General features: G+C 61.5%; 16 protein-coding genes and 1 tRNA gene. 13 read left to right on the forward strand and 4 right to left on the reverse strand.

Annotated elements, in window-relative coordinates:
* Positions 1-19 precede the first annotated feature (19 nt).
* Genes BMZ35_RS04960 through BMZ35_RS20870 form a run of 3 tightly spaced genes read right to left on the reverse strand, consistent with a single transcriptional unit; the run spans position 20 to position 1,934 of the window.
* Complete coding sequence (locus tag BMZ35_RS04960; RefSeq protein WP_093091433.1) at positions 20-496, reverse strand: DUF2948 family protein; 477 nt, start codon at positions 494-496, stop codon at positions 20-22.
* Positions 496-1,764: a UDP-N-acetylglucosamine 1-carboxyvinyltransferase gene (murA, locus tag BMZ35_RS04965; RefSeq protein ID WP_093091435.1), complete on the reverse strand. Its 1,269-nt coding sequence runs from the start codon at positions 1,762-1,764 to the stop codon at positions 496-498. The genes BMZ35_RS04960 and murA overlap by 1 nt, the downstream gene beginning before the upstream one ends.
* A complete protein-coding gene (locus tag BMZ35_RS20870) occupies positions 1,764-1,934 on the reverse strand; it encodes a hypothetical protein (protein WP_165610003.1) in 171 nt (56 codons plus the stop codon). The genes murA and BMZ35_RS20870 overlap by 1 nt, the downstream gene beginning before the upstream one ends.
* A gap of 88 nt (positions 1,935-2,022) precedes the next feature.
* Here BMZ35_RS20870 and BMZ35_RS04970 point away from each other — a divergent pair.
* From BMZ35_RS04970 to BMZ35_RS05010, 9 genes are all read left to right on the forward strand, one after another.
* A tRNA-Thr gene (locus tag BMZ35_RS04970) sits at positions 2,023-2,097 on the forward strand.
* A 671-nt stretch (positions 2,098-2,768) separates the two neighbouring features.
* Positions 2,769-4,685 carry a Hint domain-containing protein gene (locus tag BMZ35_RS04975; RefSeq protein ID WP_165610004.1) on the forward strand — a complete coding sequence of 639 codons (1,917 nt, stop codon included), beginning with the start codon at positions 2,769-2,771 and terminating at the stop codon, positions 4,683-4,685.
* Positions 4,686-4,874: 189 nt separating this feature from the next.
* Positions 4,875-6,029: a lytic murein transglycosylase gene (locus tag BMZ35_RS04980; protein WP_093091438.1), complete on the forward strand. Its 1,155-nt coding sequence runs from the start codon at positions 4,875-4,877 to the stop codon at positions 6,027-6,029.
* A 71-nt stretch (positions 6,030-6,100) separates the two neighbouring features.
* A complete protein-coding gene (locus BMZ35_RS04985) occupies positions 6,101-6,478 on the forward strand; it encodes a 5-carboxymethyl-2-hydroxymuconate Delta-isomerase (protein WP_093091440.1) in 378 nt (125 codons plus the stop codon).
* Positions 6,479-6,490: 12 nt separating this feature from the next.
* Positions 6,491-7,471, forward strand: coding sequence for a 3,4-dihydroxyphenylacetate 2,3-dioxygenase (gene hpaD, locus BMZ35_RS04990; protein WP_093091442.1), 981 nt, complete (start codon positions 6,491-6,493; stop codon positions 7,469-7,471).
* A gap of 48 nt (positions 7,472-7,519) precedes the next feature.
* A complete protein-coding gene (locus tag BMZ35_RS04995; protein WP_093091444.1) occupies positions 7,520-8,371 on the forward strand; it encodes a fumarylacetoacetate hydrolase family protein in 852 nt (283 codons plus the stop codon).
* Positions 8,368-9,165: a 2-oxo-hept-4-ene-1,7-dioate hydratase gene (gene hpaH / locus BMZ35_RS05000; protein ID WP_093091446.1), complete on the forward strand. Its 798-nt coding sequence runs from the start codon at positions 8,368-8,370 to the stop codon at positions 9,163-9,165. Before BMZ35_RS04995 ends, hpaH begins: the two co-directional genes overlap by 4 nt.
* A gap of 15 nt (positions 9,166-9,180) precedes the next feature.
* Entirely contained in the window at positions 9,181-9,960 is a 780-nt protein-coding gene (locus BMZ35_RS05005; RefSeq protein ID WP_093091448.1) for an HpcH/HpaI aldolase family protein, read from the forward strand.
* Positions 9,961-9,992: 32 nt separating this feature from the next.
* Positions 9,993-10,643 (forward strand): GntR family transcriptional regulator, encoded by a 651-nt coding sequence (locus BMZ35_RS05010; protein ID WP_093092582.1) that lies wholly within the window; start codon positions 9,993-9,995, stop codon positions 10,641-10,643.
* A gap of 68 nt (positions 10,644-10,711) precedes the next feature.
* On the opposite strand, the gene BMZ35_RS05015 is transcribed toward BMZ35_RS05010, so the two are convergent.
* On the reverse strand, positions 10,712-11,419 hold the full coding sequence (locus BMZ35_RS05015; RefSeq protein WP_093091450.1) for a type 1 glutamine amidotransferase: 708 nt from the start codon (positions 11,417-11,419) through the stop codon (positions 10,712-10,714).
* Between the two features lie 89 nt (positions 11,420-11,508).
* Here BMZ35_RS05015 and BMZ35_RS05020 point away from each other — a divergent pair, with 89 nt between their 5' ends.
* The 4 genes from BMZ35_RS05020 to BMZ35_RS05035 all read left to right on the forward strand — a co-directional run bounded on the left by BMZ35_RS05020 (position 11,509) and on the right by BMZ35_RS05035 (position 15,371).
* Entirely contained in the window at positions 11,509-12,771 is a 1,263-nt protein-coding gene (locus BMZ35_RS05020; protein ID WP_093091452.1) for a cytochrome P450, read from the forward strand.
* A gap of 11 nt (positions 12,772-12,782) precedes the next feature.
* On the forward strand, positions 12,783-14,072 hold the full coding sequence (locus BMZ35_RS05025; RefSeq protein ID WP_093091454.1) for a type I glutamate--ammonia ligase: 1,290 nt from the start codon (positions 12,783-12,785) through the stop codon (positions 14,070-14,072).
* Between the two features lie 74 nt (positions 14,073-14,146).
* A complete protein-coding gene (locus BMZ35_RS05030) occupies positions 14,147-14,461 on the forward strand; it encodes a 2Fe-2S iron-sulfur cluster-binding protein (RefSeq protein ID WP_093091456.1) in 315 nt (104 codons plus the stop codon).
* Positions 14,462-14,534: 73 nt separating this feature from the next.
* On the forward strand, positions 14,535-15,371 hold the full coding sequence (locus BMZ35_RS05035) for a cytochrome C (RefSeq protein ID WP_093091458.1): 837 nt from the start codon (positions 14,535-14,537) through the stop codon (positions 15,369-15,371).
* Positions 15,372-15,468: the final 97 nt, after the last annotated feature.

Here is a 15,468-nt window from a genome sequence, read left to right on the forward strand (position 1 = left end):
TAGAAGAGTTGCCCGCGCTTTACACCTCGTGTTTAGGGGCCTGGCGCGACGGCGCCATATAGGGGCGCGTCACGTCCTTGAGGGTCACTTCCAATGCCTCGACAGACAGGCGGATTCCGCCATCCCCGGCCAGGGTCAGGACAACAAACCCGGCCCCGTCATCGCCCGGTTCGAACGAAACCGTCAGCACCGAAAGGATCATGTCCGTATCTTTGCGATCGACGCCCTGGCTCGCCACGCCAAGCACGTTGTCGACCACCAACAGCGATTGCACACGCTCGACGGCGCGTTTGCGCCGCTCGGCCGCCGGAAGGTCTTCCCAGCGGAAGCGATTGACCAACAGCGCAAAGCGCCGTTCCTTTGGCAACCACTTCATCTCGCTGGCCGGGAATACCGCATCCTGCATCAGCGTGGACAGGACCTTGAGATCCTCAACGTCCAGCGCCCCAAGGTTCAGCGGCGCCTCGCGCCCGTCTTCAAACCGTGCGTCCTGCATTACGTCTCCCGAACCCTTTCGATATGTGCCCCGACATTGCCGAGCTTCTCCTCGACCCTCTCATAGCCGCGATCCAGATGGTAGACCCGGCTGACGATGGTCTCGCCTTCGGCCGCCAACCCGGCAAGGATCAGCGACACGCTGGCCCGCAGATCGGTCGCCATCACCGGCGCCCCCTTGAGCCGCTCGACACCATGCACCGTCGCGGTGCCGCCATGTACCTCGATCGACGCGCCCATGCGCACAAGTTCCGGCGCATGCATGAAGCGGTTCTCGAAGATCTTCTCTTCCAGAACCGATGTCCCCTCCGCCGTGCACAACAACGCCATCATCTGGGCCTGCAGGTCGGTCGGAAAGCCCGGGAATGGCTCGGTCGTCACGTTCACCGCGCTGACCCGGCCATTGCGCCGCGCCACCTTGAGGCCCTTTTCGGTTTCCTCGACGTGAATTCCGGCCGCGTCGAGCTTCTCGGCGAAAGCCCCGATCAGATCGAGCCGCCCGCCCAGGCATTCCACCTCACCGCCGCAGAAGGCCGGGGCCAGCATATAGGTGCCAAGCTCGATCCTGTCCGCGACAACCGGATGGGTCGCCCCGTGCAAACGGTCGACCCCCTGCACCACGATCTCGGATGTTCCGTCACCTTCAATCTGTGCGCCCATGGCGCGCAGACAGGTGGCAAGGTCCACGATTTCCGGCTCACGTGCCGCATTCCGGATCACCGTCGTGCCCTTGGCCAGCGTCGCGGCCATCAGGATATTCTCGGTTGCCCCGACCGATGCAAAGGCCAGCGCGATTTCCGCGCCCTTCAACCCACGCGGTGCCTTGGCATGCAGATAGCCTTCTTTCAGTTCAATTTCGGCACCCAGCGCTTCGAGACCGTGAATATGAAGGTCCATCGGGCGGGCACCAATCGCGCAGCCGCCGGGAAGCGATACCACCGCCTGCCCCAGCCGCGCCAGCATCGGCCCCAGCACAAGGTTCGAGGCGCGCATCTTGCGCACAATGTCGTATTCCGCGACATGATTGTCGAGGTCATGGCTCGACATGGCGAGCACCTTACCGTCCTGAAGGCTTGTCACCTCGGCGCCCAGCGACCCAAGCAGAAGCCCCATCGTCTTGATGTCACTCAGCCGAGGCGCATTGGTAAGCGTAAGCGGTTCCTCGCTCAGCAAGGTTGCAGGCATCAACGTCAGACAGGCGTTCTTGGCGCCTGCAATCGGGATCTGGCCATTCAGTTCGCCATTCCCGCGCACAATAATCGAATCCATCAGTTCTGCCCCTCGTTGCTGCCTGCCTCATCCCCATCCGCTTTGTGTTCCGCGCGGGCACGCGCCTGCGCCTTGCGACGGCCCATATTTGCCTTGAGCGCCGCCTTCAGGCGATCTTCCCGGCTTGGTGCCTTTTTCGGCTTGGATGCGGTGGGTGATTTACGTTCCATGCACTTTCCTTACATGAGGTGCAAAAAAGGGTCCAGATTGGGGTTGCGCCCTCGGAACTTTGTCGCTAAATCCCGCGCCACGACAGATGCTGTGGTAGCTCAGTGGTAGAGCGCACCCTTGGTAAGGGTGAGGTCGGGAGTTCAATCCTCCCTCACAGCACCATCCTCCCTCGACAAAATGACAGCTTTCGACGCCCCAATCCGAATTAAGTTCGGTGCAGGTGCAATTTGCGCGGGAATCACCGCGCTGAATTGATGCCAAACACTTGATTCGAATCAGGTTTGTTCCCGCAGCCGACCCAATTCCCGGCGCAAATTCGACTTTGTTTCCGCTTTGTGCCCAATCCTGCCAGAAGCGATTTGGTCCGCTGACCACGCCGTTTTGTTGCCGTCCTCCAGATGATTGGTTCCATGCTGGAAACGAAGCATTCGGCAAATCGGACCATTCCCGGCACAGCCAGTGAAAAAAGGCGGGAATGTGGCATGTTTTGGACACCCGTCGCTGCCAATTTCGCCAGATTTCCGCCACATTCAGGAAACAATGCGCCAACAAAGTCATATAAAACAGGCGTATACGTATCGCTGAAATTGAGGCATGTGCGACGCTTTTTTGCCAAATTTGACAGGTTTTTGTTTTCCCCGCTCGCCCGATGGCCCATATTTGGAGCACGTCCAACTGGGGGGCGGGAGTTCTGGCTAGGGGCGGCCAACTGACAACTGAAGCATCTTCGCGATGCCTACTTACCGCTGCGTGTGGACGGCGCCGGGATGTTTTCCGACGCACCTGTTTCCTGCGGCCGGTGTGGCGGCGTGGAATAGTAAATGAGGTTTATTATGGCTGATCCTACTGGTCCCGGCGTCGTGGACGGAACTGAGAACGACGACATCCTGGACGTTGGCACGACCGATTCTGATGGCGATTCCATCACGGTAGGTGGCGACGTCGTCAGCGCGGGCGACGGTGACGACTCCGTTCGTGGCGGCGAAGGCGACGACACGCTGTTCGGCGGCATGGGCAGCGACACGGTACGTGGCGGCGCGGATGACGACATCATTCTTGGCGACGAATTTGGCCCATACGACGGCACCGACTCGCCCGGCGACGACCTGCTCGTCGGCGAAGGCGGCAACGACACCATCTTTGGTGGCGACGGCAATGACACCATCTACGGCGACTACGAACCCGGCACTCGTCCGGCTCCCGCCGGACCATCGCGCGAAAGCTTCAACTGGGACGAAGTTGGCACGCCTTCCGACGAAGACCCGCTTGGTGGGCCTTACACGCAGGATACCGGCTCGGTGGAAGTCACGTTCACGACCGGTACCAACCATGGCGTGGAAACGACTTTCGAAGACGATCCGCAGATCCTGACGGGCATCGACAGCGGCACTGAACCGACCAATCCCAACAGCGCGTTGGCCTCAGAGGTCGAAGAGCGCGAGGGCGCCAGCTACATGCTGAGCTTTTCGGAGCCGGTCGAAGACGTTCAGTTCCGGATCAACGACATCGACAACGACTCTGCCGTCAAGGTCTACGCCTACGACGCCGAGGGCAACCGTATCGAGGTCAACCTGACCGGCAGCGATACCACGAACCTCAATATCCTCGATATTGACGGCGCGCCCGGTAAAGAAGCTGCGGTATCCGGCGGTGGCGACGGTGCATCCGATGATGCTGACAACTCCGTTCTGGTCGACATTCCCGGTCCGGTGCACAGCATCGAAATCGTGCACCTGAACCTCGGCACGGAACCGTCTGAAATCACCATGTCGGACGTGTACTTCACCAACCCGGCCAATGTTGTCGCAGAAGATGCCGACGATCTGCTGATCGGTGGTGCGGGCGATGACGTAATCTATGGCCAGGAAGGCAATGACACGATCGCGGGCGTCTCCGGTCAGGACGACATGTATGGCGGCGACGACCGCGATGTCTTTGCCCTGTTCGGCCCCGGCAGCACCATTCACGGCGGCGAGGGCGGCGACGACTTCGACTCGATCAGCCTTGCCGGTCTCGTGGACCGCTACGTTCCGGGCGGCGAAGTCCGGGTCGAGTTTGACCCGCTGGACAGCGAAGCCGGCACCATCACCTACATCGACGATGAGGGTAACGTGGTGGGTGTGACCGAGTTCTTTGAAATCGAGAACATCTTCCAGACGCCGGTTATTCTCTGCTTCACCCCGGGCACCCGCATCCTGACGCCGATGGGTGAAATCCCCGTCGAACAGCTTCAGCCGGGCGACAAGGTCGTGACACGCGACAATGGCCTTCAGGAAATCCGCTGGGCGGGTAAGAAGCACCTGTCCGGCCAGGAATTGATGGCGCGCCCGCAACTGCGCCCGGTGCTGATCAAGCAAGGCGCCCTGGGCCCGAACCAGCCCGAGCGTGACATGATGGTCTCACCCAACCACCGCATGCTGCTGGTGTCCCAGCAGGCCGAGCTGCTTTTTGACGAGCGCGAGGTCCTGATTGCGGCCAAGCACCTGACCCATCTGGACGGGGTCCAGCAGGTCGATACCGTTGGCGTGGATTACGTGCACTTCATGTGTGATAATCACGAGGTCGTGCTGGCCGATGGCGCTTGGAGCGAAAGCTTCCAGCCCGGCGAGTATTCGATCAACGGAATCGACAAGGACCAACGCGCGGAACTTTATGACCTGTTCCCCGAGTTGCGTCAGCCCGAGGGCCTCGAAGCCTACCCGGCCGCCCGTCTGACTCTGAAACGTCACGAGGCCCAGCTGATCGGCTGATCCGACGCACAACGTTTCGCTATGGGATCGGGCGGCCTTCGGGCCGTCCTTTCTCGTTTTGGCACCCCACGATTTTGTCACCGGACAAGTTCCGCCAATCAACGCGGTTCACCTTGGCCACGGACCGGAAATCTGGCACTCTCATCGCCAAAGACATAACCGCACCCTCAAACAAAGCGGAAAACAGGCATGAGCATTTCACGACGTCATTTTACCATTGGCATGGCCGCCCTCGGGTTGTCGGCTTGCACCAATCAGGCCCTGCGCCAACCCCAGCAACGCAGCACCGTTTCCATAGGCGGACTCCCCGTCGATCTGCGGCCCATCCCGAATGCGGGGTATGACGCTTGGGTCAAAGCGTTCCGCGGTCGCGCAATGGCCAAAGGCATCTCCGAAACCACCCTGAACGCGGCCTTTCGCAACGCGGGTTACCTACCCGGCGTAATCAAACGCGACCGGAACCAGGCCGAGTTCAAACGCAGCCTCGAAGACTACCTCTCGATTGCCGCCTCGGACGAACGCATTTCCAAGGGACGCGCGGCCTTTGCACGCCACCGTAACACTTTGAAAACACTGGAAAGCAGCTACGGCGTGGATGCGGAAATCATCTGCGCCATCTGGGGTCTGGAAAGCTTCTATGGCGAGCGGCGCGGCGACGTGCCTGTGATCTCGGCCACCTCGACCCTTGCCTATGACGGGCGCCGCGGAGCGTTCTTTGAAAAGCAACTGGTCGCCGCCTTGCAAATCGTGCAGTCCGGCGACATCCCCGCCGACCGCATGACCGGAAGCTGGGCGGGCGCCATGGGCCACACCCAGTTCATCCCGACCTCGTATCAGGCTTTTGCCGTCGATTTCACCGGCGACGGGCGACGCGATATCTGGTCCGAAGATCCGACCGACGCGCTCGCCTCCACCGCGGCCTACCTGCAAAAGAACGGTTGGACCCGCGGCGTGAAATGGGGCGGCGAGGCCGGCCCCGGCGCGCCGTCTGGCCGCGTCATTCAGCCACAAGATGGCGGCCCCAAATTCTCGGTCACAAGCAACTTCAACGTGATCAAGCGCTACAACAACTCGGATTCCTATGCGATCGGCGTTGGCCACTTGGCCGACCGGATTGGCGGTGCAGGCCCCTTGCGCGGCAGCTTCCCGCCCGATGAATACGGCCTGACCAAGAAGGACCGCATCGCCATGCAGGAAAAACTGACTGCTCGCGGCTTTGACACGGGCGGCTCGGACGGGGTGATCGGCCCCAAGACCCGCGAGGCCATCGGCGCCTATCAATCCAGCGTCGGCATCACCCCAACTGGAGAACCTTCGCTCGACCTGTTGCGTAAACTTGGATAGGGCGTAAAAAATCACGGCTTGACTCCCTGTTCGGAATTTACTTAACATGTGAATTATAACCGGAGGGGGTCATGCCGCATTTCATCATCGAATACTCGGCCAATCTCGAAGAGGCGCTGGATATCGCAGGCCTCTGCGAAGAGATCCGCGCCTGCGCGTCCGAGATCGACACCTTTCCCACGCCCGGCATCCGCGTGCGCGCGTTCCGCACGGATCACTACGCCATCGCCGATGGCAATCCGGCACACGGCTATATCGACATCTCGATCCGTTTGCGCGGCGGACGCCCCGAGGACGTGAAACGGGATGCAACGACCCGCATTTTCGAAGCCGCCCGCGCCTATGTCGCGCCGGTCATGGCCCGCCAGCCCATCGCTCTGTCGCTTGAAATGCGCGACATTGATCCCGCCCTCTCGCCAAAGACCGGCTCTATCCGCGACTTTCTCTGACAGGAGTTTCCCATGCCCGTTCCTGCCCCGAACCTCTATCCGCCGTTCAACATCGTGCGCCTGAGCCATGTCGAATACCGCGTACGCGACCTTGCCAAGTCCCGCGCCTTTTACGTCGACACGTTGGGCCTTCAGGTCACGCATGAGGACGCCGACCGCATCTACCTGCGCGCCTTGGAAGAGCGCGGCCACCATTGCATCGTTCTGGTGCGCGCCGAAGCTTCGGACGTGGGCGTGCTGGGCTTCAAACTCTACGACGAGCCCGACCTCGACCAGGCCGCCGCATGGTTCGCCGACAAGGGCCTGCCTGTGGAATGGGTTGAACGGCCCCACATGGGTCGCACTCTGCGCACCCGCGATCCGTGGGGCATTCCTTTGGAATTCTACGTGAAAATGGAGCGCCTCGCCCCGATCCACCAGCACTACAAGCTTTATCGCGGTGTGCGCCCGCTGCGCATCGACCATTTCAACATGTTCTCGGCGGATGTCGACGCCTCGGTGGCATTCTACAACGAGATGGGATTCCGCACGACCGAGTACACGGAAGACGCCGAAAGTGGCAAGGTCTGGGCGGCTTGGATGCACCGCAAAGGCGGCGTGCATGATGTCGCCTTCACCAACGGCCTCGGCCCGCGCCTGCACCACACCGCCTTCTGGGTGCCCACACCTATGGCGATCATCGACCTTTTGGACCTGATGGCCACCACCGGCTGGGTCGACAACATCGAACGCGGCCCCGGTCGGCACGGGATTTCCAACGCCTTCTTCCTTTATGTGCTCGACCCCGACGGACACCGGATCGAAATCTACTGTTCGGATTACCAGACGGTTGATCCCGATCTGGAACCGATCAAATGGGACCTCAAGGACCCCCAGCGCCAGACACTCTGGGGCGCACCCGCGCCGCGCTCTTGGTTCGAACATGGATCACTGTTCGAAGGTGCCGAGCCACAGGAGGTCGCTCTTAAGGCGCAGCCGATCATTGCGCCGTGAGCGGCGGAATTCGAGTATTTTTGGCAAAATGAAGCAGGGGTGTTGGACATGAGATTTGCAACCGTTTCGGCAGGTGGAGAGCAGCTATATGGCGCGGTGGTCGAAGGTGGCTTCGTGGCGCTGTCCCCGGACTTTCAACATTGGCCAACGCTCAAATCCGTGATCGAAGCCGGGGCGCTCGACCAGCTCGAAGCTGCCGCTCAGGGGCGGGCCGTCACACATACCGAGTTCACCTACGACATCCCGATGCCGGACGTGGTGCGCATTCTTTGTGTGGGTGTGAACTTCCCCGACCGCAATGCCGAATACAAGGACGGCAGCGTGCAACCGAAGTACATGTCGCTCTTCCCCCGCTTTTCCAGCGGCTTTACTGGCCATGAGCAAAACCTCGTGCGTCCACCAGAAAACCATACGCTGGATTACGAGGGCGAGGTTGTCGTGGTGATCGGCAAACCCGGGCGCCGGATCAAGGCAGAAGATGCCTATGACCACATCGCCGCGCTGACGCTTTGCAACGAAGGCACGATCCGAGACTGGGTGCGCCACGCCAAGTTCAACGTCACCCAAGGCAAGAACTGGGACAAGTCCGGCGCCATTGGCCCGTGGCTGGTGCCCTTCAGGGATGCCACCCAGCTGGACGATGCGCGCATCATCACCCGCGTCAACGGCGAGGTTCGACAGGACGACACGCTCAACCGCATGATGTTCCCGATCCGCGAGGAAATCGCCTATATTTCGACCTTCATGACCCTTCAGCCCGGCGACATGATCGTCACCGGCACGCCCACTGGCGCCGGTGCACGCTTTGACCCGCCGCGCTATCTTAAACCCGGGGATGTGGTTGAGATCGAGGTGAACGGCATCGGCACTCTGCGCAATGGCGTGGAGGACGAGGCATGACGCCGGAGAAGCACGCCGAGGCCGCCGCCGCCCTGCTCCACGCGGAAAAAACGGGTCAACAGATCGGCCTTTTGTCCCTGCAATACCCGGACATGACGCTGGACGATGCCTATGCGATCCAATCCGCGCTGATGGCCGCGAAACTGGCCGATGGGCGAAAGGTGATCGGCTGGAAAATTGGCCTGACGTCGAAAACCATGCAACGCGCGCTGGGGATCGACATTCCCGACAGCGGCGTGTTGTTCGATGATATGATGTTCGCTCATGGTGCCGCGATCCCCGAGGGGCGCTTTATTCAGCCCCGCGTCGAAGCCGAGATCGCCTTTGTCATGAAGGCCCCTTTGGGCGGTGCCGATGTCACGCGGGACGACGTTTTGCGCGCCACGGAATATGTCGCGCCAAGCCTCGAAATCCTCGACACCCGCATTCTGCGCAGCGACCCCGCAACGGGCCGCGCGCGCATCATCACGGATACCGTGTCCGACAATGCCGCCAATGCCGGGATTGTTTTGGGCCCAGACCACCACGCCCCCGACGCGCATGACCTGCGCTGGGTTGGCGCAATCGTCACCCGCAACGGCGAAGTCGAAGAAACCGGCCTTGGCGCCGGCGTCCTCAACGATCCGGTCGAGGGCATCGTCTGGCTGGCGCGCCGGATGCACACCTACGGGCAAAGGATCGAAGCTGGACAAGTCATCCTGTCCGGGTCTTTTATCAGCCCCATCGAATGCCCGCCCGGCGCCGCGATCCACGCCGATTTCGGCGCGTTCGGCACCGTGTCCTGCCACTTCTGAGCGAGAGGTTTCCCAATGCCCGCCCCAATAAACCCGTTCAAATCCGCCATCGCCGCGAACCGCCCCCAGATCGGCTGCTGGCTGACCTTTGCCGAGGCGGGGGCCGCCGAACTGATGGCCCATACCGGGTTTGACTGGCTGGTGGTCGACGGCGAACACAGCCCCAACGACCTGCGTTCGATCCGCGATCAGCTTGCGGTGATCGACCCAACAGACAGCCACGCCGTCGTGCGCGTGCCCTTCGGCGAGGCATGGATGATCAAACAGGTGCTCGATGCCGGCGCCCAGACCGTGCTCGTACCGATGGTCGATACCGCAGAGCACGCCGCCGAGATGGTTCGGGCCTGCCGTTACCCGCCCGAGGGCATTCGCGGCATGGGAGCCACAGGCGCCCGTGTCACGAAGTTCGGCGCGATTCCGGATTATGTTTCCAACGCCAACCAGGAAATCTGCCTGCTGGTTCAGGCCGAAAGCCGCGCCGCGCTCGAAAATCTCGACGCGATTCTCGCCGTCGATGGCGTCGATGGCGTTTTCATCGGCCCGGCCGACCTATCGGCCGACATGGGCTATCCCGGCAATGCCGCCGCACCGGAAGTACAAGAGGCCATCGCCGACGCCATCCCCCGCATCCGCGCGGCGGGCAAGGCCGCTGGCATCCTGACCCAGACACTCGAAGGCGCGCAAAAGCATCTAGATCAGGGCGCAACCTTTGTCGCGGTGGGCATCGACACGCTGATCCTTGCCAAGGCCGCCCGTGCCCTCTCTGCCGGAACCAAGGCCATGATCAAGGGCTAGACAAGCCCGCCCCCATGGCCGATCAAGGCGACATGGCGGGACAAACCAACATGATCGTTCAGGCGATCCTCGAAGATATCGACCGGGGCGATCTCAACCCCGGCGACAGCCTTGACGAACAGACACTGGCCCAGCGTCTCGGCGTCTCGCGCACCCCGGTGCGCGAAGCGCTGATCCAGCTGGAAACCTCCGGCCTGATCCTGCGCCTGCCGCGCAAGGGTGCGGTGCTCTTCAAACCCACGCTCGAGGAATTCCTCGCCATTCTCGAAGTCCATGCCAAGCTCGAAGGTCAAGCCGCTGGCCTCGCCGCCCGCCGCCTCTCCGAAAACGGCCAGTCCCACCTCGAAAGCATCGTCACAGCCTGCGAAATCCATGCTTCCACCAAGGGCGATGCAGACCCGGACGGCTATTACCAACTCAACCTCACCTTCCACAAAACCGTGGCCGAAATCGCGGGCAACCCGTTCCTTCTGGACATGATCAAGACCAACGCGCGCAAGCTCATGGCCTATTACCGCGCCCGCTATGCCTACGTCGGCGCCATCGCCACCTCGGCCCGCGAACACCGCGAAATCGCGGACCACATCTTTGCCCGCGACGCCGCCGCCGCCGAAACCGCCATGGCCCGTCACGTGCAATTCGATCAGGTCACGGCCATGGACCTGCTCGCGGCCCTGAGCTGAGCCAACTCTTCCTTTTGCCGGAAATATCTCGGGGGAATCGCCGCTCGCGGCGCTGGGAGCAGCGTCCCCTATGCCTTAACAGCCCACTCGAAAAACCCGACGATCTGACGCGCCCAATCTTCCCGATCCGCGCGGTTCTTCAACGATTCCCGCGCCGCTTTCGTCACCTCCGGCCCCACATAATCTGCCGTGAATTCCACCAGATCCGCAATGAACGCATCCGTCATTTCCGGGTGATATTGTGTTGAATAGATATGCCGCCCCTTGAGGTAGCCCCCCACCGGGCACCCCGGTCCGCTTGCCACGGCCTCGATCCCCTCGGGCAAGTCCGCGACCTGCTCGATATGGCTGGCATAAACCCCGATCCGCGCTGGTGCCTCGGCCCAAGGCAGCGGCATTTGCGTCACGTCGGCATACCCGTGCACCCAGCCCTCAGGGTTCCGATCCACGGCCCCGCCCAGCGCCACCGCAATCGCCTGATGCCCGAAACAGGCGCCAAACATGGGAATCTCCCGCCGGTCAATCTCGCGGATCAACGCAAACAATTGCCCCACCCACGGCGCCTCATCATGTACCGAGGCCGGGCTTCCGGTGATCATCACCCCGTCAAACGCCCCGATATCCTCGGGAAACACCCCATCCTTCACCGGGAACACCGAACAGTCCCAGTCGGGGCGCAGCTCCTTGATCAGAATGGTGAATTTTTCACCATCCTTGGGCCGCGCCTGGGCGAATTCCGTCTCATCCGTGTTGGTCATCAGGATCGCGAGATGCATGATTGGCCTCTCCAAAAGATTCTTCTTTGCGTATTTATGAAGTCCATATATATACATAACAAAGCAAGCAAACAAGGGAGGTGCTTTGCATGACGGTCTGGACTCCAACCGATGACGGCTTTGCCGATCTGACCAGCCACGACACCTTTGCACAAGGCGCCCCGCACAATACCTTTGCCCGCCTGCGCCGCGAAGACCCGGTCAGCTGGACCGATTACGATCAGGGTCAGGGCTTCTGGTCGATCACCCGCCATCAGGACATCACCGAGATGAACCGCAATTTCGCCGTGTTCTCCTCGGCCCGCGGCATTCGCATGGAAGACCAGACCTACGAGGAATACCTCGCGCGCCGCACCTTTCAGGAAACCGACCCGCCCGAGCACATGAAAACCCGGATCAAGGTCGCCAAGGCGTTTTCCAAACCTGTCGTGGCCGGGTTCGAACAGGACCTGCGCGACCTCTCCAACCAGATCCTCGACGCCGCCCTCTCCAACACCACGTTCGACGCCACCAAGGACATCGCCCGCCAGCTTCCGATGCTCATGTTGGGCCGCATCCTCGGCACCCCGGAAAAGGACCTGCCATGGCTCGTGGAAAAGGGTGACGCCCTGATCGCCAACACCGACCCGGATTTCACCGATCACGTGCTCGACCAGATGACCACGGATGAATTCCGCATGATGCCCTTCAACTCCCCGGCGGGCGCCGAGCTATACGCCTATGCCAAGGAATTGATGGCCCACAAGAACGCCACCGGCGATACCGACGGAGTGCTGCACCTGATCCTGCAACCGGACAAGGACGGCAACACCATCTCCGAAGAGGAATTCCGCAACTTCTTCTGCCTGCTCGTAGCCGCGGGCAACGACACCACCCGCTACTCGATCGCCGCCGGCATTCAGGCCATGTGCCACCAGCCCGAGCTGCTCTCCCAAATGCAACAAGGCGGCGACGACCTCTGGGAACTGGCGCCGGACGAGATCATCCGCTGGGCCACCCCTGCCCTCTATTTCCGCCGCACCCTCACGCAAGACTTCGAGGCGCATGGCAAGCAGATGAAAGAGGGCGACAAGGTCCTTTTCTGGTGGTCCTCGGCCAACCGCGACGACACCGTGTTCGACGACCCGTTCCGCGTCAACTTGATGCGGTCCCCCAACAAACACATGTCCTTCGGACAGTCCGGCCCGCATGTCTGCCTAGGCATGTGGCTCGCACGCCTCGAAGTCCGCGTGTTGTTCCAGGAGCTATGCAAACGGCTCAAAAAGATAGAACCTGATGGCAAACACAAATTCCTGCGTTCCAACTTTGTCGGCGGCATCAAGGAACTGCCCGTCCGCGTTACGCTGCAATAAGGATATCCAAGATGAAAGACCGCCTGCGCGCCGTTTTCTGTGACCACCTGTCGATCATGCGCGGCAAATACCTGCCCGCCTCGAAACTCGCCGACAGCGAAACCCGCTTCTGCCGCTCCACCTTTGGCGTGCATTACGACAAGGATCTGCTCCCGGCCCCCGGTGCGATGATGATGGACGGCCTGCCAGACATGGAGCTGCGCTGGAAACATGACGATATCCGCGACAGCTGGGATCCGCATACCAAGATTGTTCTCGGCGATCTTTACGACGACGAAGGCGCGCCGCTCGAGCTTTGCCCGCGCGGCACCCTGAAACGCGCCGTTGCCAAATGGGAGGCCCGCGGCCTCACCCCCAAGGTCGGCATCGAGCTCGAGGCCTTTGCCATGCAGGCGGATGAGGATGGCAACCTGCGCCCCTATGATACGCCAGGTGCGGTGGTCTATGGCACCGGCCCGCTCACCGACCCGATGCGCTTCAATGATGCGATCTGGGAAAAGGCGGATGAGCTGGGCTTCCGCCTCGACATGATCACGGCGGAATTCGACGCTCCACAATTCGAATACACGCTCACTTTTGACAATGCGGTGCAGGCGGTGGACGACATCGTTCTCTTCCGCCTGATGGCCAAGGAAATTGCGCTCGAACATGGCATCATCCTGACCTTCATGCCCAAACCCATCGCCGAGGCGGGCGGCTCGGGCATGCATATCAATTTCTCCTTCTCCGATGTCTCGGGCGGCAACGCGCTTTCGTCCGGCGCGCGCAACATGCCCGAAACCCTCAACGACCTTTCCAAGCAATGCCTTGCCGGCCTGCTGCACCATCACAAGGCGCTCGCCGGTCTGATCGCCCCTACCGCCAACAGCTACCAGCGGCTGCAACCGGGCTCGCTCTCGGGGTTCTGGAAGAACTGGGGCGGTGACCACCGCAACGTCACCACCCGCATAAGCTCCGAAGGCGGCCCGAAATCCCGGCTTGAACACCGCATGGCCGACGGTACGGCCAACCCCTACACCGCCGTCGCCGCCGTTCTGAACGCCTCGCTTCTGGGCGTGGAAAACAACTACCCGCTGCAGCCAATCGAAACCGGTGACGGGTTTGAGAAAAACGACGCCAAGGAAAGCTGCGCCATGGATCTCAAAGGCGCCGTGGCCGACCTCAAGGCCGACACGGTGCTGGCCGACGCTATCGGTCGCCTGCTGGTCGACAACCATGTTTTCATGAAAGAGAAAGAAGTCAAAAAGACCAAGGATCTCGAAGGCGACGCCCTGCGCGACTTCTATGTCTACTTCGTCTGACCCCTCTTCATTTTGCCAGAAATACTCCCGCCGGAGGCCTAAAATCTCCGGCGTAACGCCAAAGGACATGCCCGATGAAAGTCACCTGGAAACTCCCCGACGGCACCGAGAAATCCGCCGATGTCGCCAATGGCACCTCGATGATGCAGGCCGCCGTGGACAACAATATCCCGAACGTGATTGGAGAATGCGGGGGGTGCCTGTCCTGTGCCACCTGCCACGTTTACGTCGATGACGCATGGGTGGCCAGGACCGGCGCGGCGGATGATTTCGAAGACGCCATGCTCGACGTGGCCGAGGCCGAACGGCGCGACACCTCGCGCCTCTCCTGCCAGATCGAAGCCAGCGACGCGCTTGACGGGCTGGTGCTCATCGTTCCCCAGCCCTGACCCGCCGCTAGGGAAACTCACGGTTTCGTGATACCCTCTTCCGGCAAGCGAACAGGAAGAGGGACGATTAACCATGAAAACCGGGATACTGGCCGCATTCATTCTGAGCGTGGCAACACTCGCCCAAGCCGAAGTGTCCGCCGAACGCGGGGAATACCTCGTGCGTGGCCCCGCAGGCTGCGGCAACTGCCACACGCCGCAAGGGCCCAACGGTCCGGACATGTCCAACGAATTCGGCGGCATGATGGTCGAGAAGAACGACCATTTCGAGGCCTGGGCGGTCAATATCACCCCCGGAGGCCGGGTTGCCGACTGGTCCGACGCGGAACTGGCCCGCGCCATCCGCGAAGGCATCCGCCCCGACGGAACCGTGATCGGCCCACCCATGCCCATTGGCCTCTATCGCGGTTTGGGAGACGATGACCTGATGTCCATCGTCGCCTTCCTGCGCACAGTGCCGCCCAGCGACAACCAGACGCCATTCTCGACCTACAACATCCCGCTGCCGCCCGCCTACGGCCCGCCCATTGAAAGCGTGACCGCTCCGCCGCGCGGTGTTTCCGCGGAATACGGCGCCTATCTCGCCGGCCCGGTGGCGCATTGCACCGAATGCCACACGACCTTTGGTCCGATGGGTCCGATGTTCGACACCCATCTCGGCGCGGGCGGGTATGAATTCCACGGCCCTTGGGGCGTCTCTGTCGCGCCCAACATCACCAGCCATGAAGACGGCCTTGCGGGCTATTCCGATGCCGAACTCAAAGCGATGATCACCACCGGGACACGCCCGGACGGATCGCGCATGAAACCCCCGATGGGGTATCACCACTACGCCGCCACATCGGACGAGGATATCGACGCCATCATCCTCTACCTGCGGACAATTCCCCCCTTGCCTGATCCGTCCTGAGCCTGACCTCCGAAACCCTGAGAACACGGAAACGGCCCGCGCGATATCTTCACGCGGGCCGTTCTGCTCTTCATTACCGACGCAATACCGACGTTAT

Origin of the sequence: Shimia aestuarii (assembly GCF_900114635.1) — a bacterium.
In the GTDB taxonomy this organism is placed as follows: domain Bacteria; phylum Pseudomonadota; class Alphaproteobacteria; order Rhodobacterales; family Rhodobacteraceae; genus Shimia; species Shimia aestuarii.